This window comes from Streptomyces sp. YJ-C3, assembly GCF_053891275.1.
Genome location: NZ_CM132685.1, coordinates 8,893,348 through 8,914,265, shown reverse-complemented (window position 1 = coordinate 8,914,265; position 20,918 = coordinate 8,893,348). Strand labels below are relative to the sequence as shown.

General features: G+C 72.1%; 25 protein-coding genes and 1 pseudogene. 3 read left to right on the top strand and 23 right to left on the bottom strand.

The window, feature by feature from the left end; all coding sequences use genetic code 11:
• Positions 1–55: 55 nt before the first annotated feature.
• Both ACVHNB_RS40630 and ACVHNB_RS40625 read left to right on the top strand, forming a co-directional pair.
• Positions 56–646, top strand: coding sequence for a SigE family RNA polymerase sigma factor (locus ACVHNB_RS40630; RefSeq protein ID WP_428953662.1), 591 nt, complete (start codon positions 56–58; stop codon positions 644–646).
• Between the two features lie 122 nt (positions 647–768).
• Positions 769–1,035: pseudogene (locus ACVHNB_RS40625) on the top strand (AMP-binding protein); the annotation flags it as partial.
• A gap of 174 nt (positions 1,036–1,209) precedes the next feature.
• On the opposite strand, the gene ACVHNB_RS40620 reads toward ACVHNB_RS40625, so the two are convergent.
• The 3 genes from ACVHNB_RS40620 to ACVHNB_RS40610 are packed head-to-tail and all read right to left on the bottom strand — an operon-like array spanning position 1,210 to position 2,440.
• Positions 1,210–1,524 carry a hypothetical protein gene (locus ACVHNB_RS40620; protein ID WP_147286251.1) on the bottom strand — a complete coding sequence of 105 codons (315 nt, stop codon included), beginning with the start codon at positions 1,522–1,524 and terminating at the stop codon, positions 1,210–1,212.
• Positions 1,524–2,009 carry a hypothetical protein gene (locus tag ACVHNB_RS40615; protein ID WP_114528239.1) on the bottom strand — a complete coding sequence of 162 codons (486 nt, stop codon included), beginning with the start codon at positions 2,007–2,009 and terminating at the stop codon, positions 1,524–1,526. The genes ACVHNB_RS40620 and ACVHNB_RS40615 overlap by 1 nt, the downstream gene beginning before the upstream one ends.
• Positions 2,006–2,440 carry an ATP-binding protein gene (locus ACVHNB_RS40610; protein ID WP_258565880.1) on the bottom strand — a complete coding sequence of 145 codons (435 nt, stop codon included), beginning with the start codon at positions 2,438–2,440 and terminating at the stop codon, positions 2,006–2,008. Before ACVHNB_RS40610 ends, ACVHNB_RS40615 begins: the two co-directional genes overlap by 4 nt.
• 138 nt (positions 2,441–2,578) lie before the next feature.
• On the opposite strand from ACVHNB_RS40610, the gene ACVHNB_RS40605 reads away from it, so the two are divergent.
• A complete protein-coding gene (locus ACVHNB_RS40605) occupies positions 2,579–3,931 on the top strand; it encodes a transcriptional regulator (RefSeq protein WP_114528237.1) in 1,353 nt (450 codons plus the stop codon).
• Positions 3,932–3,990: 59 nt separating this feature from the next.
• Here ACVHNB_RS40605 and ACVHNB_RS40600 read toward each other — a convergent pair whose 3' ends face one another.
• The 20 genes from ACVHNB_RS40600 to ACVHNB_RS40505 form a co-directional block, all read right to left on the bottom strand.
• Entirely contained in the window at positions 3,991–4,335 is a 345-nt protein-coding gene (locus tag ACVHNB_RS40600; RefSeq protein WP_114528236.1) for a hypothetical protein, read from the bottom strand.
• A complete protein-coding gene (locus ACVHNB_RS40595) occupies positions 4,332–4,595 on the bottom strand; it encodes a hypothetical protein (RefSeq protein ID WP_114528235.1) in 264 nt (87 codons plus the stop codon). The genes ACVHNB_RS40600 and ACVHNB_RS40595 overlap by 4 nt, the downstream gene beginning before the upstream one ends.
• A gap of 60 nt (positions 4,596–4,655) precedes the next feature.
• A complete protein-coding gene (locus ACVHNB_RS40590) occupies positions 4,656–5,714 on the bottom strand; it encodes a peptidoglycan-binding protein (protein ID WP_114528234.1) in 1,059 nt (352 codons plus the stop codon).
• Positions 5,715–5,781: 67 nt separating this feature from the next.
• Positions 5,782–7,383: a collagen-like domain-containing protein gene (locus ACVHNB_RS40585; RefSeq protein ID WP_114528233.1), complete on the bottom strand. Its 1,602-nt coding sequence runs from the start codon at positions 7,381–7,383 to the stop codon at positions 5,782–5,784.
• Positions 7,383–8,219, bottom strand: a complete 837-nt coding sequence (locus ACVHNB_RS40580) for a hypothetical protein (protein WP_114528232.1) — start codon at positions 8,217–8,219, stop codon at positions 7,383–7,385. The genes ACVHNB_RS40585 and ACVHNB_RS40580 overlap by 1 nt, the downstream gene beginning before the upstream one ends.
• Positions 8,219–9,316 (bottom strand): hypothetical protein, encoded by a 1,098-nt coding sequence (locus tag ACVHNB_RS40575; protein WP_114528231.1) that lies wholly within the window; start codon positions 9,314–9,316, stop codon positions 8,219–8,221. Before ACVHNB_RS40575 ends, ACVHNB_RS40580 begins: the two co-directional genes overlap by 1 nt.
• A gap of 10 nt (positions 9,317–9,326) precedes the next feature.
• Positions 9,327–10,334 carry a hypothetical protein gene (locus tag ACVHNB_RS40570; RefSeq protein WP_147286250.1) on the bottom strand — a complete coding sequence of 336 codons (1,008 nt, stop codon included), beginning with the start codon at positions 10,332–10,334 and terminating at the stop codon, positions 9,327–9,329.
• Between the two features lie 12 nt (positions 10,335–10,346).
• The gene (locus ACVHNB_RS40565; protein ID WP_181849205.1) at positions 10,347–11,681 is read right to left on the bottom strand and encodes a phage distal tail protein; all 1,335 of its coding nucleotides are present in this window, start codon (positions 11,679–11,681) and stop codon (positions 10,347–10,349) included.
• Positions 11,682–11,683: 2 nt separating this feature from the next.
• Complete coding sequence (locus ACVHNB_RS40560) at positions 11,684–13,735, bottom strand: phage tail protein (protein ID WP_456227109.1); 2,052 nt, start codon at positions 13,733–13,735, stop codon at positions 11,684–11,686.
• 260 nt (positions 13,736–13,995) lie between these two features.
• On the bottom strand, positions 13,996–14,472 hold the full coding sequence (locus tag ACVHNB_RS40555; RefSeq protein WP_114528228.1) for a hypothetical protein: 477 nt from the start codon (positions 14,470–14,472) through the stop codon (positions 13,996–13,998).
• A gap of 2 nt (positions 14,473–14,474) precedes the next feature.
• The gene (locus tag ACVHNB_RS40550) at positions 14,475–14,945 is read right to left on the bottom strand and encodes a phage tail tube protein (protein ID WP_114528227.1); all 471 of its coding nucleotides are present in this window, start codon (positions 14,943–14,945) and stop codon (positions 14,475–14,477) included.
• Between the two features lie 11 nt (positions 14,946–14,956).
• Complete coding sequence (locus tag ACVHNB_RS40545; protein ID WP_114528226.1) at positions 14,957–15,379, bottom strand: minor capsid protein; 423 nt, start codon at positions 15,377–15,379, stop codon at positions 14,957–14,959.
• Entirely contained in the window at positions 15,372–15,725 is a 354-nt protein-coding gene (locus ACVHNB_RS40540; RefSeq protein WP_114528225.1) for a minor capsid protein, read from the bottom strand. Before ACVHNB_RS40540 ends, ACVHNB_RS40545 begins: the two co-directional genes overlap by 8 nt.
• Positions 15,722–15,940 (bottom strand): hypothetical protein, encoded by a 219-nt coding sequence (locus ACVHNB_RS40535; RefSeq protein ID WP_234310881.1) that lies wholly within the window; start codon positions 15,938–15,940, stop codon positions 15,722–15,724. The genes ACVHNB_RS40540 and ACVHNB_RS40535 overlap by 4 nt, the downstream gene beginning before the upstream one ends.
• A gap of 92 nt (positions 15,941–16,032) precedes the next feature.
• Positions 16,033–16,422 (bottom strand): hypothetical protein, encoded by a 390-nt coding sequence (locus tag ACVHNB_RS40530; RefSeq protein WP_114528224.1) that lies wholly within the window; start codon positions 16,420–16,422, stop codon positions 16,033–16,035.
• 4 nt (positions 16,423–16,426) lie between these two features.
• The gene (locus tag ACVHNB_RS40525) at positions 16,427–16,615 is read right to left on the bottom strand and encodes a hypothetical protein (protein WP_147286249.1); all 189 of its coding nucleotides are present in this window, start codon (positions 16,613–16,615) and stop codon (positions 16,427–16,429) included.
• 3 nt (positions 16,616–16,618) lie between these two features.
• Complete coding sequence (locus ACVHNB_RS40520; RefSeq protein WP_114528223.1) at positions 16,619–17,626, bottom strand: major capsid protein; 1,008 nt, start codon at positions 17,624–17,626, stop codon at positions 16,619–16,621.
• 17 nt (positions 17,627–17,643) lie between these two features.
• The gene (locus ACVHNB_RS40515; protein WP_114528222.1) at positions 17,644–18,255 is read right to left on the bottom strand and encodes a hypothetical protein; all 612 of its coding nucleotides are present in this window, start codon (positions 18,253–18,255) and stop codon (positions 17,644–17,646) included.
• 100 nt (positions 18,256–18,355) lie between these two features.
• Positions 18,356–18,541 (bottom strand): Rmf/CrpP fold protein, encoded by a 186-nt coding sequence (locus tag ACVHNB_RS40510; protein ID WP_114528221.1) that lies wholly within the window; start codon positions 18,539–18,541, stop codon positions 18,356–18,358.
• 2 nt (positions 18,542–18,543) lie between these two features.
• On the bottom strand, positions 18,544–20,910 hold the full coding sequence (locus ACVHNB_RS40505) for a phage minor capsid protein (RefSeq protein ID WP_456227108.1): 2,367 nt from the start codon (positions 20,908–20,910) through the stop codon (positions 18,544–18,546).
• Positions 20,911–20,918: the final 8 nt, after the last annotated feature.

Below are 20,918 nucleotides of genomic sequence, written 5' to 3'. Positions count from 1 at the left end.
GCTTCGGGACCTCCGGCCGATCCGCAGAAGCAGGGGTCGCTCATAGCGTGGAGCCATGACCGCAACCCTGGCGTCTGTCTGCACCGGCGCATCGGAGCCGGCGACGCGTACCCCGGCGGGGACGCACCCGGCGCACGCAGCGCACTCGGCGTACCCGTCGTTCGCGTCGTACGTCCGAGCGCGTCAGCCCGTGCTGTTGCGCACCGCCCGGTCGCTGACCGCGAACCCGTGCGATGCCGAGGATCTCCTGCAGACCGCGCTCGCGAAGACGTATGTCGCGTGGGACCGGATCGAGGACCACCGGGCGCTCGACGGCTATGTGCGCCGGGCCCTGCTGAACACGCGGACCTCGCAGTGGCGCAAGCGCAAGGTCGACGAGTTCGTCTGCGACGAGCTGCCGGAGCCGGCCACACCGCCCGCCGGGGACCCGGCCGAGCAGCAGGCGCTGCACGACGCGATGTGGCGCGCCATCATGAAGCTGCCGGCGCGGCAGCGGGCGATGGTCGTCCTGCGGTACTACGAGGATCTGAGCGAGGCGCAGACGGCGCAGGTGCTCGGAGTCTCCATAGGCACGGTGAAGAGCGCGGTCTCGCGGGCGCTCGGCAAGCTCCGCGAGGACCCCGAACTGGTGCCCGCGCGCAGCTGAGCGGGGCGTCCGGTTGGGTCACTCGGTGATCGATCATTCCCGGGAGTAGTGACATACCACGCGGTATGCGGTGAGAATCGGCGGAACCCTACTGCTCCGTAGCGCCCACCGGGAGGACGCCCGTGCTGAGCACGATGCAGGACGTACCGCTGACTGTCACCCGCATCCTGAATCACGGGGTGCGCGTGCACGGCACCTCGCAGATCACCACGTGGACGGGTGAGGGCGAGCCACACCGCCGTACGTTCGCCGAGGCGGGGGCCCGTGTGGCGCAGCTCGCGCACGCCCTCCGCGACGACCTGGGCGTCCGCGACGACGACCGGGTCGCAACCCTCATGTGGAACAGAGTGCCCAAAACATCCGGTGGGTCATCACCCCCTGACCAGGGGGAACAGCGAACGGCCCCGGTACCTGCCTGATCAGGTGCCGGGGCCGTTCTGTGTGACCTACCGCGCCGCACGGGGGATGACGGCGGCGGTGGGTCCTTCCCTCCCCCGTTGCTGTCACAGCAGGGGAGGGGCGGCGAGGGCGCACGCGTCGGCGCGGGCGCGCACCCCTGTGGCTTACAACAGGCGGGCGATTCCGGGCGGCATGAACAGGTCCCGGGTCCGGTGCTCCGCCCACACCCCGCCCGGATCGTCGGCGTCGTGGCGAGCGTACGACGGGCACAGCTCGCAGTCGTCGAGATGCGGCGGGGGGACCGCTTCGGGGTGCGCCTCGGCTATGTGGCGGGCGACCTGGAGTTGTTCCCAGAGGCACCCCTCGGGGGCGGCCCACATCTCGGCGAGCCGCCGCAGCCGCACTGTGCACTCAGCGCATGCCCACATGAAGGACGGGGGAATGGGCCGTTCGCCGACCTCGCCGGGGTCCTCGACCATCACCGGACGCGGCGGGTCGTGGCGCCCATGTAGGCGCGATTTGTGGCGGCGACGCGGTCGAGGTACGCCCCGATGGCATCGGGGCCCGCGCCGGGCGGTAGAGGGTCGAGGCCGATCGTCAGGCAGACGGGGCCGCCGGCGAGGACGTGCCGACGCCAGTCGGCGCCGGGCGCGGGAAGCCGCATAACGAATGTGGGGTGTCCGTAGTCGAGGGCGGCGAAGCGCTCGCGGATCAGCAGCCGCGCGCCGACGATTGGTACGCGGGCGGCGGCTGGCTGTAAGCGCATCGCGTCAACCATGCCCATCAGGCCGGCCTCGATCGACTCGGCCGATTCCCTCGGGCGCCACGGGGGCGCGTGGCCGATCAGGACGTAGCCGACCGGGGTCGAGAGGCCGCCTACGTCGAGCCACGTCGACACGGTGCACCCGGCGGCGAAGGCGGGGCCGGGCACGGCCCGGAAGGACAGGGCGGGTTCTGTTGTCATCGCTTCACCTCTGCCCATACGGCTTTACCGAATGGCCGGTCGTCGGTTCCCCATCGGGCCGCGAGGCTGTCGACGATGTGCAGGCCGCGCCCGCGGGCGCGCTCCCCTGACTCGTTGCGCATGTGAGGGCGGGTGCGCCGTGGGTCGTGCACCTCGACGCGCACGCGCTCGGCGGTTGTCAGGACGGCGACGAGTACGGATTCTTCGGGTTCGGTGCCGTACCGGTAGGCGTTGGTGACCAGCTCGGAGACGATCAGTAAGACGTCGTCGAGGCGTTCGTCGTCGAGCGGTGCGTCGTCGTGCGCCAGGAGGTCGCGCACGTATGCGCGAGCCTGTGCGGGTGCCTCGTTGCTCTTGGGGAACATGGCCTGTGCTGGGGGCCCGGAGGGCGGCGCGCAGCAGGGCGCCGGGGCCTGCCGTCGTTCGTTCATGCCAACCCCTTCGGAGCTGCGGTCACGAGCGGATGGGTTTCGTCGTACAGGCAACACCCGTTGCGAAAGGGCGGGTACCGTCGAGGGGGGTGTCGAAGGGTGTCGCTTTCGACGCCCACGGTCGCGGAGGGTGCGGGGATGAATTCACCGAATGATCAACTGAGTTACTGGCTGGGCCGCTCCGGAATCAGCCGTAAGGAACTTGCCCGACGCGTGCAATCGAAGGCGCAGCAGTGGGGGCAACCGAACGTCGCGCCCAACGCGACGCGTGTACGTCGGTGGTTGGAAGGCGAAACGCCCCGTGCACCGATCCCCGACATTCTCGCGGGAGTCTTCTCGGATCACTTCGGGTGGCGCATCACGACGTACGACCTCGGCCTCGGCGAGGGCAATTCGACCGAGGCAGCGCTCACTTATGACCCCTCTTTCGCGGCTACGGTGGAAGTCGTCGCCGACCTGGGGAGAGCTGACGTGGATCGTCGAAAGTTCCTTGCAGCCGCACCGTTCGCGGCCGTTGCCGGTGTCGGTCCCTCGCGGGACTGGCTGTTGGCCACCCTCGACCAGGAGCCGGAACCGGGCCCGCGGGTGCGCCTCGAAGATGTGCTCTCAGTGAAGAACATGTTCGCGTCGTTCCAACGGATGGACGTGCTACAGGGCGGCGGGTCCGGGCGCCTGGTCCTCGCGGAGTACATGAACCACCACGTCTACCCGCTGTTGCGGCGGTCGCACGACGACACGGTGCGGCGTGCGCTGTGCGAGGCCGCGGCCGAACAGACCTACCTACTCGGCTGGATGGCGTACGACAACGGCGAGCACAGCACCGCGCAGCGTTACTTGATCCAGTCGCTACGCCTCGCCGAGGAATCGCAGAACGCCCCGTTGGGTGCGCACGTTCTCGCGGGCATGGCCGACCAGGCGACGCTACTCGGCAACCCTGCCGAGGGCCGGCGCCTGGCACAGGCGGGCCGACAGGGGCTGTCGAGGGCGGACTCGCCGGCGTGCCTTGCGGACCTGTGGTGTCTGGAGGCGCGGGCGCTCGCCCTGCTCGACGACAAGGTCGCCGCGGCGCGAGCGGTCACGCAGTCGGAACGGGCTTACGCGCGGGCCGACCTCGCGGAAGAACCGGACTGGGCGGAGTTCATCGACCCCGCGTATCTGCACGGCGAGCACGCAAACACCATGCGGGACCTGGGCGACGCCAAGGCGGCCGAGGAACACGCGAACCGGTCGATCGAACACGCCAAGATGCAGAACCGGGCCCGCCGTGGCGCCATGTCGCACGCTGCTCTTGCCGTGTCCCACCTGCAACGGCGGGACCTCGACGCGGCGTACTCGGCCGGCATGCGGACGCTGAAACTGTCGGGACAGGTGAAGTCCTCGCGCGCGGTCGAGGCCGTGCAGGATCTACAGCGGCGCATGCAGCCCTTCGGCAGCGACCGCCTGGTCGCCGACTTCAACGAGCACGCGCGCGAGCTGGTCGCCGCGGCGTAGGCGCCGAAACGACAGAACGCCCCCCGCGCGGCCGTACGTGGCCGGGCGGGGGGCGTTGCTCATGCTCGGGTGGCGAACTGCCACAGGGACAGCAGCAGGCCGCACAGAGCGACCAGGGCGGCCACACTGGGGAGCGGCCAACGGGCCCGTTCGAGGGCGTCGACGCGGGTGTCGTTGCGCTTCTGGCGTTCGGTCTCGCCTCGTTCGAGGACGTCGAGGCGGGCGTCGTGGTCGTCGAGTCGGCGAGTGTGCTCCTTGAGTGCTTCGTCCGTCTGGTCGTGGCGCTGAACGAGCAGGGCGAGCGATCCGTCGATCCGGGCGTGCCCGACCTCGATCGTCCGCCGGATGCGTTCGAGTTCCAGCGCGACCGCGGCCGGATCGGACGGCGAGGGCTGGGTCGTCACGGCGCGGTCGGCCCCTTACCGTCGTCGACCAGGCCGAGGCCGAACCGGTCGAGCAGGGCCTCGACGGTGGGGTGCGCCATGGCGCGGGCGACGACGCCGGCGACCGCGGCGGCCGTGGCGGCGGCGCCGACCAGCCACGGGGCGGCGACGGCGAGGTCGCCGGAGTCGGCGACGACCGCGGCGAGGGCGGGCACGACCGCGACGACCGCGGCGAACGTCTGGAGCGCGGTACGGACGGCGCGGGTGTTCTTCGGGTTCATGGGTTCCTCTCGGGGGGTGGGCCCGCCCGGCGCGGTACCGGGCGGGCGGGGTGGGGTGGTTCAGGCGACCAGACGGCGCCACGTCTCCGGGCCGGGGTAGCCGTCGGCGTCGGCGCCGGTCCACCCCTGCGCGCGCTGGAACGCGCGGGTCGCGTTGCGGTCGGCGTCGGACCAGGACGGGCCGGGGCCGACCTTGTAGAAGCGGCGGTATCCCTTGGCGACCAGGGCCTCGCCGAGGCGCGTCACGTACGTGTTGCGCTTGCCGGGGCCGAACTTGTCGCGGCCGGGGAACGCCGGCGGCTTGGGCTTCGGCTTGGTCGTGGTCTTGCCGGGGAGGGTGCCGAGCAGGGACCGGAGCGAGGATTCCCCCGGCACGCCGTCGGCGTCGTCGCCGGTGAAACCGAGGCTGCGCTGATAGGCCGCGTACGCCTCGGTGTCGGCGTCGGTCCACTTGGGCCCGGGGCCGACCTTGTACGCGTCGCCGTGTCCCTTGGCGACCAGGGCCTCGCCGACGCGGGTCACGTGGGCGCCCTCGGCGCCGTAGCCGTATTCAAGTCCGTTGATCGTCACGCGGTAGCGGGCGACGCTCGGCGAGGTCCCGCCCGTGGGCGGGGTGTAGCCCTTGGCGGGCATGCCGTCGCGCACCCACGCGTACAGGATGTCGCCGGGGCACTGGGTGGCGATGCCGTCGCGGTGGCCTCGCTTGGCGAGGGTGTGGCCGGTGCGCCGGCACGCCTCGTCGTACAGGGCGCGGCACGCGGCGAGGGCGGCCTCGCTCGGCTTCTGGTCGCCACCGACGGCGATCTGTACGCCGAGGCCGCTCACGTTGTGCCCGGGGCAGTGCGCCCCGGTGCGGGTCCACCCGCGGCCCTCGTAGATGTTGCCGGCCTGGTCGACGACGAAGTGATACCCGACGCCGGCCCACCCCTGCGCGAGGTGCTGCGCCTCGATCGCGCGCGGGACGGCGGGGCCGGTCGCGGTGATGTGGTGTGCTCCGTCGTAGTGGACGAAGAATTCCGTACGGCTGGACAGGGGGACGTACGCGGGCCCGTCGCTCCTCGGGTCGTTGTCCCACGGCTTGGCGCCCCACGCGGCGCGGCTGATGATCTTGACGGTCATGGGGGTGTCTCCAGACATGAAAAAACGCCCTCGGCGCGGTGCGCGGGGCGTGCGGGTCGAGCAGGGGTCAGACGTTGGCGAGCGCCATGATCGGGATGTCGTGGTCGGCGAGGACGCCGGCGGCGGTCTGGCTGACGGTGGCCGGTAGTGCCGCGTTGGTCTGGCCTTCCGTGTACCAGGCGCGCGCGAACGGCGTTCCGGGCATCCAGAAATTCGCCGTTGCGATGGGCGATTCGTTCTGGACGTGGAAGAACGCGAAGTCGGCGGTACCGCCGGTCACCAGGGACCAGGCGGCCCAATACCGGCCGGGGGCGAGCGAGGTCGAGGCGATCGTGAGCGGCACGGCCCCGACGTGGTTGGTCTCCATGGCGGGCAGGCTTCCGGCTTCCTGGCCGGCCATGGTGAGGGCGACGCCCCCCGACTCGACGACCTTCGCGCCCGTGTCCCGGTAGATCGCCCCGCGGTATCGGTTCGTGCTCACTCCGCCGTACCCGCGGGCGAACATCACGATCCGGTTGACCGTGGTGGTCTCCGTGATGTTGAAACCGACGAAGAACAGGCGTTGCGGTTTCAGGTACTTGGGGACGGGGTTCGCCACGGTGTACGGGTCGCACGACCAGGCGGCGAATCCCAATGCTTGCGGGGTCCACATGTTCCGGCCGGCGGCGGCCGGGAGCTGGGCGATCGGGACGCGCGTCGAGGCGTCGAGACTGGCGACGCCGTTCGCCGCGGCGCGGGCCGTGGTGGCGAGGGCGCCGACCTGCGCGGCCGTGTGCGTGTGCGCGGCCGTCGCTGCTCCGACGTCGGCCGGGACCAGGGCGACGTTTCCGTTCGCGTCCGGACTCACGCCCGCGACGGTCTGCACGGTCCCCCCGCCACTGAGCGCGGGGAGCTGGGCGGCCGGGACCTTGCCGGTCTCGTCGAGCTGGGCGACGCCCCCGGCCGCGCCCGGCGCGGTGTCGGGGACGGCGCCGACGTCGGCGGCGTCGAGGACGACCGCGGCGGTCGACTGCCCGTTGACGGACTGCACGACGCCCGGGGCTCCGTCGGCTCCGTTCGTTCCGGGCGGGCCCTGCTCGCCGGTCTCGCCGGTCGCCCCGCGGGGGCCGACCAGGGAAGCGAGCCATGCGGCGCGGTCGCCGACGAATCCGGCCGCGACGGCGACCTCGTACGCGTCGTCGCCGGCCGGGCCGGTCTGCCCGGTGGCGCCCGTGTCGCCGCGGGGGCCGATCAGGGACGCGAGCCACTGCTCGACGGTGCCGACGAATCCGGCCTCGACGGCGACCTCGTACGCGCTGTCGCCGCGTACCGCGACGTAGTTCGGCGTGGTGGGGTCGGTCGGGGCGATGTCGGCGAGGTCGACGGCCGGGGTCTCGGCGGGCAAGAGCACTTGATAGGTGCGGTTCATGGGCACGCCGGCGAGCTGTTCGGCGACCGCGTACGACCAGTCGGTCGGGATCATGCCGGGGGCGTCGGTGGCCGGTAGCACGACCTCGAAAGCGCCGGTCGAGTCGAGCGGCGCGGCGACGGGTCCGCCGAGGATCACGTCGAACTCGCCGAAGGTGACCATTCCCGGGGCCCGGAAGATGACTTGCCCAGCGAGGGGCTTGCCCTCGGGGGTGAGGAATCGCCCGGTGACTCGGACGGTCGGGATTCCCTCGGGCAGCACTACGCCTCCTGGCGGTCGTTGTTGGGGTCGCCTGGGATGGCGCGGGCCTCGGCGGTCGGCTCGGTGGTCGCCGCGGCGGCGAGGCTGGCCGGCGGGTCGGGGACCTCGCCGGCGTTGAAGGTGTTGCGGGTGTAGCAGGCGAACACGCGGGTCTCGATCGCGCCCGCGGTGCTGTTGCGGTGCTCGATCTGGATCGTGACTTCCTCGCCGAAGTCGGCGCCGTCGAGCGGCTGCACGATGGTTCGGTCGACCCACGTCGAGCCGCTGGGGATCGTCCACGTGCCGAGGGTCCGCGAGTCGCTGCCGCGTACGTAGTTCACGCGGACCTGTCCGCCGTTCGAGCTGATCGTCGAGAACTTGAGGACCAGGACGGCGTTTTGTGCCGGGCCTCGGCCGACCCACGCGAAACCCCACCCGGTCCCGCCCTCGTATCCCTGTATGGCGGTCGGGTACATCGGAAAGGGCATCCACGGGCGGCCGAGCATCCAGTCGCACCACGCGTCATCCATCATGATCACTTCGCCGGACCGCGACCATGTGCGGATCATCTGGCCGGCGCCCGACCCGTTGTACTCGTCGCCGACGGTGAGGGCGGCCGTACCCGACACGGACCTCGCCATGCCGACGGCCCAATCGCCCTCGGCGTCCTGGCCGGTCATGAAGACGCGGTTCCCGGTGGCGGCCTCGGCGATCAACCGTCCGCCCTCGCCGATCCGGACGTCGCCGTTCAAGATCGTGTTAAGGGCGGGGCGCATCTGCGCCCGGCCGCGGAGGGTGCGCACCTCGCGTTCGAGGGCGCTCACGCGGTCGAGCAGGTCTTGCGGGACGTACGCCATTACGCGGCTACCTCCAAGTAGAGCTTGGCCGTTTCGGGGCGGCCTCGTTCGGGCGGGTTGATGGACAGGCCGACGACGCGATACCGGGCGTCGAGGACGTCGGGGTGCCACAGGTCCCGGATGCGGACGCGGACGGTCGCGCCGAGCAGGGCGGGCGAGACGTTGTCGCCGAGCAACACCTCGACCTCGGGGATCTGGACGGGCCGGCGGGCGGCGGTCCAGTCGGCGCGGGCGTGCGCGTCGAGGGTGGCCTGTTGCTCGACCGTGGTGTGATCGGACGATCCGTCGAGGCGCGGCCACCCGGCGGTTATGTCCTCGTCGGCGACCAGGCGCTCGGACATGAGCGGAACGGAGTCAACGGCCTGGTTGGTGTTGATGCTGGCGCCGCGGGACTGCCACCCGTTGGCGAGGGTCGACGCGTCGTGCGGCCACGTGTACGTGAGGATGCGCCCGGGGTGGTCGAGAACGATCTCGGTCGTTCCGGCCCGGATGATGGGGTGCCCCAGCATCAGGCGCTTGACGCGCCGGCCGTTGCTGTCGCGGTAGCTGGCGACGCGCCACTCGAAACCGCGCTCGACGGCGGCGAGCTGGTCGATCAGATCGCCGATCGACGGGAGGTCGTAGCGGGAGAACTCGCGGTCGCGGGTGACCCCGGACGGCTCGCCGTCGTAGGTGATCCCGATATCGCCCCCGGGCGTCGACTGCGCGTAGTCGACCAGGCCGCGCACGATGTCGAACTGGTCGACGTCGTCGGCGACCTGGGTGTCGAGCAACAGGCGCCGGTACAGGTAGCTTTCCCACCCTCCGCACTGGATTTGTGCGGTGAGGTATCCGCGGGCGCTGGAGGCGAGTTGCAGCGTCCACAGGATGCCGCCCCACCAAATCTCGGTCCCGCGCTCGACCCATACGCCCGTACGGCCGGGCTGCAACGCCCGGCGGGCCCGCTCGGCGATCTGCCGGTTCGGGATGGGCACGTTGCCCGTGAGCCGGCCCGTCTTGCCTATGAAGTCGTCGAGGCCGACCCCCTGCACGGGCAGGGTGTCGAGCACCTGGTCGGACCGTAGATCGGTGAACACGAACCGGTAAGGGGACTGCACGCGGCGCCCCCTACTGCACGAACGTCGCGGAGATCCGCACGTTCGTGTTCTTCTCGATCCCGCTCGTGTTGAGGTCGGGCCCGCCACCTGCCCACGAACGAACGGTCATCTTCCCGTCGCCACCGATGGCGACGGCGCCGAGGCCGTAGCCGTTCGATGCGAGGGCTTCGAGCAGGACGATCGGGCGCCACCCGGCGGGGAGCGTGGCGACCAGGGTGTCGCCGAGGTTGGGGGTTGCGGGGATGTTCGCGCCGGTCCTCACGAAGTAGCCGAGGAACTGCACGACACCCCCGCGGCGGCGCGCGCCGAAGCTACTCAGGGACCAGCCGGCGGCCATGGACACGCCCCCGTTGATCGTCTCGACGGGGGGCTCGGGCGCCCGGTAGGTCTCCCACGCCCCATCGGTCGCGTTCCATCGTTCGAGGACGCCCCCGGCGTCGCGGTACTGCCCGTCGTACGCGCCGTTGAAGCTGAGTCCCCACCCGCGCGGGATGATCCCGCCCACGGCGGCCGTGTACCGGCGGCGGTCGGCGAGGGCGGACGACCAGTCGATACCGCCCACGCCCGCGGACGCGCCCGCGGGCACGGTGACGTCCCACAGGCGCAGCGAGCAGGGCGGGAGGTCCGGCGCGGTCGGCGTCGCGTTGGCCTCGCCCTCGACGACCTCGATCCGGGCGAGGGGCTGCTCGCTCTCGTCGAACAGGCCGTCGTATACCCGCACGATCACGCTGTCGATCCGGTTGAACTGTGCATTCCCGTCGGTGAACGTGACGGTCTCGGGGGCGTCGACGGCGACGGGGTACGCGCCCTGTGCGGTCGTGCCTTGCACGGTGGAGCGGCCGACGCCGATCTGTAGGGACATGGCGCCGGCGCTGGTCGCGGCGAACGGGTTTCCGCCGGGGATCACTCCGTCGCGGGTCCGTATCTCGTCCTCGGGCGACCATGTGCCGATGGGGGCGAGGCGGGTGTCTTCTCTCGTCTGCCCCAAGGGCAGTAGCCATGCGGGGCGCACGGTCACGGCGGGGACTCCTTACCAGTAGGCGGCGCGGTAGCGCACGGCGACCGACGCGGCCGGGTCGTTGCTGCCGGGCGCGGCGCGGAACATCAGGGGGGAAGTGCCGGGCGGGAGCGTGAACGTCTGCTCGGGGACCGACCGGGCCGTCGCGGTGTAGAGCCTCGACGCGGTGTTGTTGAGCGTCACGGTTCCGGCGTGGGTGTCGACGACCAGGACGTCGCCGGCGGCGAGGGGGAGGTCGTATTCGAGGGCGTCGCCGGTCGCGGTGTTGACCAGGCTCGGCGCGGTGACCGGGCCCCGGAACTCGACGACCGGGTGCGTGTCGGCGCTGCCCGGGTTGACGGCGGACAGGCGGCCGGTGCTGCCGGGCTCGCCGAAGTTGAGCGGCCACGCGAGGACGTCGGCGCCCGTGCTGATCCGGAGCGACGACGCGCCCACGGGCACGGGCGCGGGGAGCGCTCCGGGGAACAGGACGACCGGTTGCACGGTGACGGCGCCGGCCGGCGCGGTCCCGGTGAGCGATGCGGCGCCCGGGGTGCTTGTCTCGTCGGCGAGGTGCTGGCCGGCCGCGGCCCACCACCGGAGCGTGATGATCGCGCCCTGTGCAGCGGCGACGTTCGATGCGAACGTGACGGTCTGCCCGGGGCCGGCGGGCCACCCGTAGTCGCTTCCGTCGGCTGCCCAGACAAGCTCTGCGGCCTCGGCGAGCGGCTGCACGGACACGGGGCCGACGTCGTCGCCGGTGATGACCGGGTCGCCGTCGCTCCACCAACGCCAGACCTCGCCGACGCCCGCGGCCTGGTCGACGGGCAACACCTCGGCCTCGGCCGACTCCCACGACAGGCCGGACTCGGACACGGGGAGCGTCGCCGTGGCGACCTGCTCGGCGAGGGCGTAGCGGCGCGGGTCGGTGGCGACGAACTCGATCGCCCCGCCCACGATCGTGCCGAGGCGGTAGCCGGTCGTCGTCGGCACGGCGCGGCGTACGGCGCGGGCGTAGGACACAAGGGGCCCGCGCTCGTCGAGCCACGCAACGAGAGGGATCTCGTCGACGCGCGGCGCGGTCGCGGATTCGAGGCGGCCGACGACCTCGCCGATCTGCGCGCGCGGGGCGCGCACGACCAGGCCGTCGACGCCGATCGTCCTCGACTGCGCGAGCAACTGGCCCGGGTAGGCGCCGTGCGCGTCCGCGCGCTGCACGCTGCCGGAATCCAGCGGCGGAAGGTCGCCCCACCCGGTGAGCGAGCGCCACCGGTACGGGGTGTCGGGGCCGAGCAGTAGGTCGCCGTACTGGACGTGTCCCGGCCGGGTGACCAGGGCGCCGGCGGCGCCCATCGTGGCGACGGTCATCGCTACCCCCTTGCCTTGGCGAGCCATGCGAGCGACCTCGCGTTGTCGTCGGGGGTGCCGTTCTCGGCGGCGTGCCAGTGCTCGATCTGGACGGTCGCGCCCCCGGCGGCCGGGGCGAACGGCGATCCGCCGTAGGCGCCGACGGTGGCGCCCGCGGTGGCGAGCTGCGGGGCGGCGGGTGCGGTGACCAGCGACCGCATGGCGCGGTCGACGGCGCCTTGTCCGCCCTGAATGCCCTTGACGACGCCGGCGGGAATCCAGCGGCCGACGTCGCGCGCCATGACGCGCGAGGGGCTGGCGATACCGAGGGCCTTCGCAATCGGGCCCGGAATCAAGTCCTTGGCCCAAGAGGTCAAGGTCGACTTGAGCCAACTGCCCATGCCCTTAATGCCGTTCCACAGGCCGCGCACGACGTCGCGGCCCTTGTCGACCAGCAGCGAGCCGAGAGATCCGATCGCCGAGGAGATCCGGCCGGGCAGTCCGCGGACCCACGCAATCGCTTCGCCGGCCTTGTTGATCACGGACGTTTTGAAGGACGACAGGGCGGAGCGGGCCCGCTCGGCGAGCTGTCCGGCGAGCGGCGACAGGGCGTTGTACGCCTTGCCGGGGAGTCCCTTGATCCAGTCGACGGCGGCGCCGATGCCCTTACCGACCCAATCGGCGAGCTTGCCGGCGGCCTCGCCGACCAGCTTCGCCGCGTTCTGTACGGCGGTTTTGGCGAGCTGCCACGCCTTGTCGAAGTCGCCTTGCAGCAGCGCGACGACGGCTTGCAGGATCGGCAGGACGACGGACGTGATCACCTGCGCGAGGCCGCCGGCCAGGATCTCGGCGAGCTTGCCGACCAGGCCGATCAACGGCGTGATGATCGGCATGAGCGCGTCGAGCGCGGCCATCAGTAGTTCGCCGATGACCGGGACCAGCGGTTCAACCGCGGTCATGACCTGCGCGAGCGCGCCGCCGAGGGTGACGAGTAGCGGCTGTAGGGCGGTCAGCAGCTCCGCGAAGACGGGCAGGACCGCGCCGATCAACTGCCCCAGTATGGGCAGTATGGGCGAAACGCCCTCCAGGACCAGGCCGAACGTTTCTGCAACGGCGGCCAGGACCGGGCCCAGCTCGCCGACGATCGGCATGAGCGCTTCGCCGAGCGCGCCGATCAGCGTTTGCAGCGGCGGGCCGAGGGCGGCGAGCGCGGGGCCCAGCGCGTCGGCCAGACCCTTGACGACCGGTACCAGGGCCTTGGCGAGGGCCGCGAGGACGGGCCCGCCGGCCTCGGCGAGCGTGCCGATCAGGCCGCCCAGCGCGGGCAGGATCTCGCCGACCGCGCCGAGCAGGCCGCCCAGTCCCTCGGCGGCGCCACCGGCCCCGGTGGCGATGCCCTCGAACAGGCCGCCGACGCCCTCGCCGACCGCGCCGAGGCCGGTCGACAGGGCGTCGATGACCGGGCCCGCGGCCTCGACCGCGGCGACCAGGCCGGGCATGGCGCCCTTGGCCAGGCCGCCGATGCCCTCGACCAGCGGCTCGACCAGCGGGGCGACGCCCTCGAAAAGCTGCCCGATCTGCGGGGCGAGGTCGTCAAAGATCCCCTTGAGCTGCCCGGCCGCGCCGACGAACGGCTCGACCAGCGGCTCGGCAAGGGACTGCATCTGTCCCTTGACGTGCTCGCCGAGGTCGCTAAAAGCGCCCTTGACCTGCTCGTTTTCGGCGAGGACCTTCGCGCCGAGGCCGATTACGGCGAGGGGGACGGCGGCGAGCGCGCCCGCGGCGCCGACGGCGCCCGCGGACAGTAGCTTGGTGCTCGTCGCCGCGGCGCCGAGCAGGGGGCCGATACCCGCGAGGCCGCGCCCCGCTTCCTCGGCGCCCCCGCCGATGCCGTCGCCGAGGGCGCCCCCCATCTCGGAGCCGGCCGCAACGAACCGGCCGCGGAGATCCCGCAACCGGCCGTCGGCGTCCCGCTGGAGACCCGCCATTGCGGCCTCGGTGCGGGCGACTCCCTCGTCGGCCCCGGACGCGTCGAGGTCGATATAGCCGACCAGTTCGCCGATGGTGAGGGCCATGGGTCACCCCCTCATCAGCGCCGGTCAGGCGCGCGCTCTATGTAGTTGTCGTGGTGCTGCTCACCCGCTGGTGAGTCGTGCGATCTCGTCCGGGTCCGTCACGACGCGCGGCGTTGCGCGCCACGTCCGGGCGAACCGGGAGTCGGGAGACAGGCCGCCGAGGCAGACCAGGAACTCGCGCACGGTGAGCCGTGCGACCTCGGCAGCGGTGAGCTTGTACTCGCGGCGTAGGTCAGCCTCGACCGCGCCCCAGTGGCGGACTACCGCCGTCCAGAGTTGTGCCGCTTCCCCTTGTTCTTCTGGCGGTTCTTCGGCCTCGCCGTCGCCGGCCTCTGCGCTTTTCCCGCCTTGGCGGCCTCGCGGCGGTCGTACTCCGCGGCGGCCTGCTCCAAGGTCATGGCGCCCGGGTTGGCGACGTTGGCGGTCGACCACATGAGGACGATGCCGAGCTGTCGATCGTCCATGCCGGCTTCCGCCCAGTGGTTGAGGGCGTCGGGGCCGAACAGGGCGGCGAGCAGGCGGGAAACGTCCTCCGGGTTCGCCGAGTGCATGACGCGGTGAAGCTGGAGAACGTAGAGCGCGGGCAGACGCGCCGGGAGGGTGTAGGTACGTCCGAACAGGCGGAGCGGCAGGCCGCGGGGCGCGGTGGTCTGCTCGGCGAAAAACTGGTCGAAGTCGGTGACGTCGTCGAGCACCTGGTCGCCGTCGTCGAGGGCCTGGTCGTGCTGCTCGATCATGGTCACGCCTCCGGTTCGGTTACGACGTCTGCGGTCGTCGGGAGTCCGCAGCGAGTGAAGGTGGCGCCCCAACCCACCTTGGCGTTGTGCTCGCCCCCCTGCTCGCCGGGCGTGACCGTGGCTTCCCAAATGGTCCACTTGGCCTGGGACTTGTGGCGGTAGCGGACGCGGTTACGCGACTCGCTGCCGAGGCGCCACGCCCACACGTCGTCGATGTACTCCTGTCCGGGGTCGCGGACGGTGCCGGTCTGCGACCACAGGCCGGTGACTTCCAGCGTGGCGCCACGCTGCATGACGTCCTGTTCGTACGCGCCTTCGCTGTCGTTGGTCGTGGTGTCGGCCGTCTCCTCGTTCTCCGACGGGCTGTACGACCAGGAGTTGACGTTGCCGATGCGGTGCCATACGGGCGTGGCCGGGGTCGTTATGTCCTCGACCTCGAATGCCCACCCGCGGGCGTCAATGGGGCGTCCCATGCTGGGGCCTCCTATTCGGTGCGGTGAGTGCTGGGGGACGACACGTCAAGATCGAAATTCACGACGTGCTCGTGACGGCCGAGGGCGTCGGCGCCCATCGGTCCGGGGGTGCCGCGGGCGGCGGCGAGGATGAGCCATGACCCGTCGGGGAGGTCGACGCCGGCGAGGCCGTGCAAGGCGCCGTAGATCGCCCACGCGCGGGCGCGGGACACGCGCGGGTCCGGGCCCCCGCGTACGCGCACCTGTAGCCGTACGACGTCGTACGCGTTGCGGGCGTCGGGGGCGCCCCCGTCGTACAGCGACAGGCACACGGCGGCGTCCGGCGCCGCGGGCATGCGCTCGACGAACGTGTCGCCGGTCTTCCCGGCGGGGTCGTAGTCGAGCAGGCCGAGGCCGTCGAGGTACCGGGCGGCGCCGTCGGTGACGTCAGCCACGGAGCGACCTCCGCACGGCGGCGGCGACGATTTCGGCGACGACGGGGGCCTCGGTCGTCAGAGGCTTTTCGAGGTACTTCGCCGACCTGCCGGCGTCATGCCGATAGGTCATCTCCTCGTGTTGCCTGATCGCGTACGGGGTGTCGTAGGACACGGCGGCCGTCAGGGACGACTCGTCGACGGTCGCCACGCCGGAGCGTTCGAGGGTGGCCTCTTCAATGGGGACGATCCGGCGGGACTCGGCGAGCACGTGCTCGGCGGCGAGGCGTAGGCCGCGGGCGGCGCCGCTCTTGGTGCCGCGGAGCGCTGCGCCACCGTTCCAACGGAGTCGGGTTCGCTGCGTCACTCGCACATCACCTCCGTGGACTGCGGCACCGGTAGGCCGGGCGCGGTGTGGTTGGCGACGCTGAGCGCCTTCGTGATCCGGCCCGACGGGAGGGTGAGGCGGGACTCGGCCGGACAGTCGAGGTCGGGCTCGGTGATGACCTGAGCGGTCGACGTGACCTCGACGCCCTCGCGGTTGCGGGTGAGCTTGGTCGCCTCGGCGACCAGGGCCCGCACCTCGAACGGGGGCCGGTAGGTGGGGCCGTACGCGCTGTCGCCGTCGTACGGCTCGACGACGACGCGGTGCCTGAGCAGGAACCGGGGGACTCTCAGAAGATCACCCCCGGGAGCAGGCCGGCCAGCATGAGGGCGCGGTGTGCGCGGGGGGCGAGGTCGACGTCGCCGGGGGCCCGCGGGTTGTCGCGGCGGTCGCCGAGGGACACGGGGCCGATAGCGACGCTGCCCCACCTGCCGGCGGCGCCGGTCCCGTCGTCGCCGGTCGCTTCCTGGTACTCCACCTGAGCGCAAGTCGCATCGGCGAGGGCCTGCACGACGTGCGGCTCGGTGGGTAGGCCGGCGCTGTTCGTGTCGTAGAACGCGCACAACAGGGCGGCGTCGACGTCGCTCGACGCGCGGGCGAGCTGGCGCTCGGCGTCGGCCGGGGCCGGTTCCCCGGTCCACGCGGCCAGTTGCTCGGGCGTCGCGTAGATCCGGGGCACCGGCCTACTCCTTCGGCGTCTCGGTCTTCGCCGCGGGCTTCCGCTTCGGCGCGGTGTCCTCGACGTCGTAGCCGTGCCGGCGGGCGTAGGCGATCACGCCCTCGTCGTCGGTCTCGGCGCGGCCGTCGACGAAGTGCAGGCCGGCCACGCCGGGCCCGCTGAATCCCTTCACAGGGGTGTGGATAACTGCCATGGGTCAGCCCACCTTGACGTTGCGGAAGACGGACGCGGCCTTGGTGCTCTTGAGCGCGACGCCCACGGGACCGAGTTCGACCTCGCCGAACTTGACGGCGCCCGGGGTGTCGAACGACGGGAGCCACTGGCGGACGACGGTCCCGCCCATGCACGCCACGCCGTGGAAACCGTCGAGGCCGACGCGGTAGGCGTACAGGTCGGTAAGGCCGGTCACGTCGGCCTGTGCGCCGACGGTGCGGGTCTCGACGGGGATGATCGGGTCGTTCGAGCCGGCCTTGTCGCCCGGGTCGGCGAACACGATGTCGCCATACTGCTCGCGGACGATCGGGCGACCGTTCGGGCCGAGCAGGCCGTCGAGGGGGTTCTGTGTGTACATGCCGGCGCGGCGCGCGGCGGCGCGCACGCGGGCAAGCGCACGCTTGTTGCCGAGGATGATCGTCGGCGACCCGTCGAGCAGCGACAGCCACTCGTCGATGGCGTCGAGCGCCTTGTGTTCGGCGCGGGCGTCGGTGTCGAAATCCGACCAGTCGGTGACGACGCCGGCGCGGAACTCCGTCGAGCTGCCCGCGAGGGCCTTGTCGAGGCCGTCGAACGACTCCTCGTCGACGGCGGTGTCGCCGTTGATCACGGTGTCCTGAAACTGGGTCCGGGTCGCCTTGATCTTCTGGGTCATGTTCAGCGTGACGGCGCCGGACGCGGCCGGACCGATCCGGGCGACGACGCGGTCGACGCGGAACGCCCCACCCATCACCTTGAGATCGACGGTGTAGCGCTGCGTCTGGACTTCCGACGCGGTGTACTCGGTGTTGATGGGACGGAACGACGCGGTCGGCTGGGTGATCAGCCGGCGGTATCCGTACGTGAGGGTGTCCCCACCATCGGCAGGGTTGACGACGTCGGCGAACGTGAGCGAGTCGAGAACGGCGGATTCCTTGCGGAACTCGTCGATCACGGCGACGTCGATGTCGTCCTGTGCGTTGTTCTTCGCCTCGGCGAGAGTGACGGGCATGTGCGGTGCTCCTAGGTTCAGGCGCCCAGACGGGCGGCGATGGCGTCGTGCAGCGATCCGGGCTTGCGCTCGGGCGGGGTGGCGCTACCGAAGTCGGCGCCCCCGCGGGCGGGACCGACGGCGGCGGCGAGGTGCGGCTGTGCCTGTACGGCCGTCTTGATCGCCTCGGTCACGGCGGTCTGATCGTTGGTGTCGACCGCGGCGAGCGCGGCCATGGCGGACTGCGAATCGAGCAGGGCCGCGGCGTTGGCGCCGGCGGTCGGCGCGATTCGCAGTACGGCGGCATGGACGGCGGCGGTCCGGGCCTGCTCCTGCGCCTGGCCGAGCTGGTCGCGCGCCCACTTCGGGAGCTTGGACAGGTCGCCCTCGGCGGCCGGCTCGGGCGCGGGCGGGGTCGGCTGCGGCGGGTCGGCCGGGGCCTTCTCCTGCGCCTTCTTGATGAGTTCCTGCGCCCACTCGGGGAGCGCGGACACGTCGCCCTCGGCGGGCTGCTGCGGGTCGCCCTGCGGGGCCGGCGGGTTGGCCGGCGGCGCGGACGGCGCCGGCGGTCCGGCCGGGGGCGCCGGGGGGTTGGCCGGGTCCGTCGAGGGGTCGCCGGACGGGTTCGGGTTCGGGGGCTGCTCGGGCACGGTGGCTCCTCGTGGGACGGGGCGGGGGGTGTGCGGACATGCGAAAGGGGGGCCCGCCGTGGTGGCGGACCCCCCTTCGGGGTGTGGTGCTGGGGTGGTGCTACTCGACGGCCTGGTCGTCGTCGACGACGTCGGCCGGAACGGGGCGGGCCTCGGCGTATGCCTTAATCCACGCGGTCCGGAGTAGGGACGTGGCCGGGTACGGGCAGGCGCTCGCGCGCTTGCCGTCCCGGCCGGCCTTCCGTCCCGCGACGGTCGCCCGGATGATGTCGCCTCGCGCGCCCATGCTCACCTCTTCATCTGCTCGCCCCACCGATTCTCGCTCGCGCCGGTCGCCCAACGCTGCGTCTTGCCGGTGACTTGCGTGATGAACTCGGCTTGCGTGAGGCGCGGGTGGGTCTCCCACCACTCCTTGAGTTCGTCGGACGCGCGGGCGTAGCCGATGCGGTGCGGGCCGGTGAACAACGACTCGTAGCTGTAGCCCTTGGTGGCGTACTTCTTGTTGAACATGTAGCCGTTGGTGGCGGCCTCGGCGTCGGCGATCTGCCGTTGCACCCATTCCCAGTACATCTCTCGGGCCTCGGCCCGGGTGATGCGGTGTTCGGGCACGGCCTCTTCGCCGGCCTCCTCGGCGGCCTTCGCCGCGCGCTCCTCGACGCGCTGCCAGTAGGCGGCGGCGGCCTCGGAGTTGCGGAACTGCGCGAACTCCTCGTCGGGTAGTGCCTCGATCTCCTCGTCGCTGAGCGCTCCCCAATCCCGCGGCGCGGTGGCCTCGCCGTCGCCGGCGAGGGCGCCCCACACGACCGGATCGGGTACGGCGCCCATCGCCTCGGCGAGGGCGTCGCGGTCGGCGAGCATGTCGGCGACGCGGTCGCCCGTGTCGGCCGGCTCGGGGAGCGGCGCGGCGTCGGCTCCGTCGCGGCGGTCGAACTCGTCGGCGATCCGCAACAGCTCGCCGTCGTTGGCGTACTGCATGACCCACGCGAGGTCGTCGTCGCCGAGGGCGGACAGGTCGTCGACCAGGCGCCCGCCGGGGAACATCGCGGCGAGCATGTCGCGGCGGTGTGCCTCGGCGGCGAGCTGGTCGACGTCGTCGGTCCCGTGCTCGATGGCGTGGCGGACGCGTGCGGCGAGTTCGTCGTCGGACAGGCCGACCAGGTCCGGGCGGACGCCCGGGAGTCGGGCGGCGACGTCGCGGCGGTCGAGTTCGGCGGCGATCCGCAGTGCGTCGGCGTCGTCGACGTGGCCGATCACGCGGCCTAGCTCGCGGTCGCTGAACGGCGTGAGGTCGGCGGCGAGGGTGCCACGGGGCGCGGCGCGGTCGAGCAGGGCGTCGAGGTCGCGGCGGTCGGCCTCGGCCTCGATCCGGGCGCGGGCCCGGTCGTCAAGCAGGTTCGAGCGCATGGCGGCGGCGAGCTGGTCGTCGCTCATGGCGCGCACGGACGCGTCGTCGCCCGACCACACGCGGGCGGCGTCGACCTGCTCGGGCGTCGGGTCGGGGTTCTGCCGGCGGGCCTCCTCGCGCTTCTTGGCGGGCTGCTCGGACGGGTCGAGCTGTTCGCGGTGCGGCAGGCGGCGCAAGTCCGGATGCGCCTTCAAGTGGTCGCGCATCGCGGTTTGCCACTGGCGCACCTTGGCGCGGGCGACGCGCTGCCCGACGGGGTCGACGGCGGCGGCCTCGCGGCGCTTCCACTTCCGTATGGTCCGCTCGATCTCGCGCTGTCGCTGCCCGGCGGCGTACCCGTCCGGGTCGCTGGTGGCCTGCTCGATCCGGGTGAGGCCGGGCGAGTAGAGGCTCACGGAGTGGCGGCAATTCGGATGCTGCAACCCGCGGGCGCGCGCCTCGTCGAGGCTGCCCGCGACGCGGACGGGCACCATACGGCCGTCCTCGGTGGCGTGCTCGACCTCGACCGTGCGCGCGCCCGCGGGCCCGCTGATCGTCAACACGCGGCCTTCCCACGGGGCGCACAAGGGGCACTCGCGCGGGGCGTCGCTGACGACGACCAGCTCGACGCCGGCGGTCTCCAGAGTCCGCATGTGCGCTTCGGTCGCGGCCCGCGCGGTCGCGGTCCTCACTGCCATTTCGGCGTAAGAGGGGAGCGACCAGCGGCGGCCGGCCTTGTCGACGAACGCCTGTATCCCGCGGTCGGCAAACGCCCGCATCGCGTCCTGTGTGGCCTGCCGGCGGGTGCCGGTGCCGAGTAGGGGCGTGGCGGCCACGGACGCGATGACGGCCCGGAAACCGTCGACGACGGCGCGGAGGATCGACCGGTGCGTCGCGGTGACGACGTCGACGGCCTCTTGCGCCAACCTGTCGACGGCCTGGGCGTTCGGCGTGCGCTCGTCGACCAGGGCGCGGGCCTTGTCGGACAGGGCGCCCAACTCGGCGACGGCCGACCGGTGCCCGACGTTGTACGCCTCGGCGACCGCGTCGAACACGTCGAGGGTGGTCGCCTTCCCCAACTCGTCGACGACGGCCTGAGCGGCGCGGCGTACCTGCTGCACGGCGGCGAGCTTGGCCTCGACCCACCCGGGCGCGTCCAGTCCCTTGGCGAGCTGGCGCGCGATGATGCCGAGTAGCCGTTCCTCGGCCGCGGCGTAGGTGTCACGCGTCGTGGCTGCCAGATCCTCGACCATGCCCGGGTGAATCGGCACGGCGCACC